A 746-nucleotide genomic window follows, 5' to 3' on the forward strand; every position below is an offset into this window, starting at 1 on the left:
AACAACTAACTCCAAGCATTCCCTGCCGGTTCATGAGAATGTGCTCAACCGTGAGTTTACAGCAAGCAAACCGAATGAAAAGTGGGTTACTGACATTACCTACGTTTCCACAGGTGAAGGCTGGCTTTATTTGGCGAGCGTAATGGACTTGTTTTCGCGTAAAATCGTTGGCTGGCACATGAGTGAAAGAATGACCAAGGAGCTTGTTCTAAGTGCTCTCCGGCAGGCTTATGGACGGCAATGTCCAGACAAAGGTTTGATCCATCATTCAGACAGAGGTAGCCAGTACGCCTCCCTCGATTATCAAAAGCAACTCCAAATATATGAGATGACTGGCAGTATGAGTCGTAAGGGAAATTGCTACGAAACGCCTGTATCGAGTCGTTTCACAGCATTTTAAAGAAGGAATTAATTTACCTCAATAAGTACGGAACGCGAGCCGAAGCGAAAAAAAGCATTTTTGAATATATCGAAGTGTTCTACAACAACCAAAGGATTCATTCTTCAATAGGGTATCGTACCCCGTCTGAGTTCGAATGTATGTACTCCCGTCAGGCCGGGTAAGAAAAAATCTGTGTCTACTATCTTGACAGAGGTCCACACTTTCAATTCTTCTGTTGAACCCGCATCTTCGATTTCAACGTCTTCGTTATCGTCTACAATCTCAATTACAAAGCTATCGCTGCTCTTGTTGGCCTGCATCGTATAGGCTCCCTTCTCCGTAATCAGTTCAAATCGTTTGCCGG

1 protein-coding gene and 1 pseudogene are annotated in these 746 nt (G+C 44.2%); one reads left to right on the plus strand and one right to left on the minus strand.

Annotated features, from left to right (window positions below; translation table 11 throughout):
* Nucleotides 1-564 (plus strand): annotated as a pseudogene (locus PXY01_RS13630) (IS3 family transposase); the annotation flags it as partial.
* On the opposite strand, the gene PXY01_RS22370 reads toward PXY01_RS13630, so the two are convergent.
* Nucleotides 505-746 (minus strand): hypothetical protein (locus PXY01_RS22370; protein ID WP_218028224.1); only part of this gene is annotated, 242 nt, incomplete at its 5' end. The pseudogene PXY01_RS13630 and the gene PXY01_RS22370 overlap by 60 nt on opposite strands.

Origin of the sequence: Paenibacillus xylaniclasticus (genome assembly GCF_004001065.1) — a bacterium.
Taxonomy (GTDB): domain Bacteria; phylum Bacillota; class Bacilli; order Paenibacillales; family Paenibacillaceae; genus Paenibacillus_T; species Paenibacillus_T xylaniclasticus.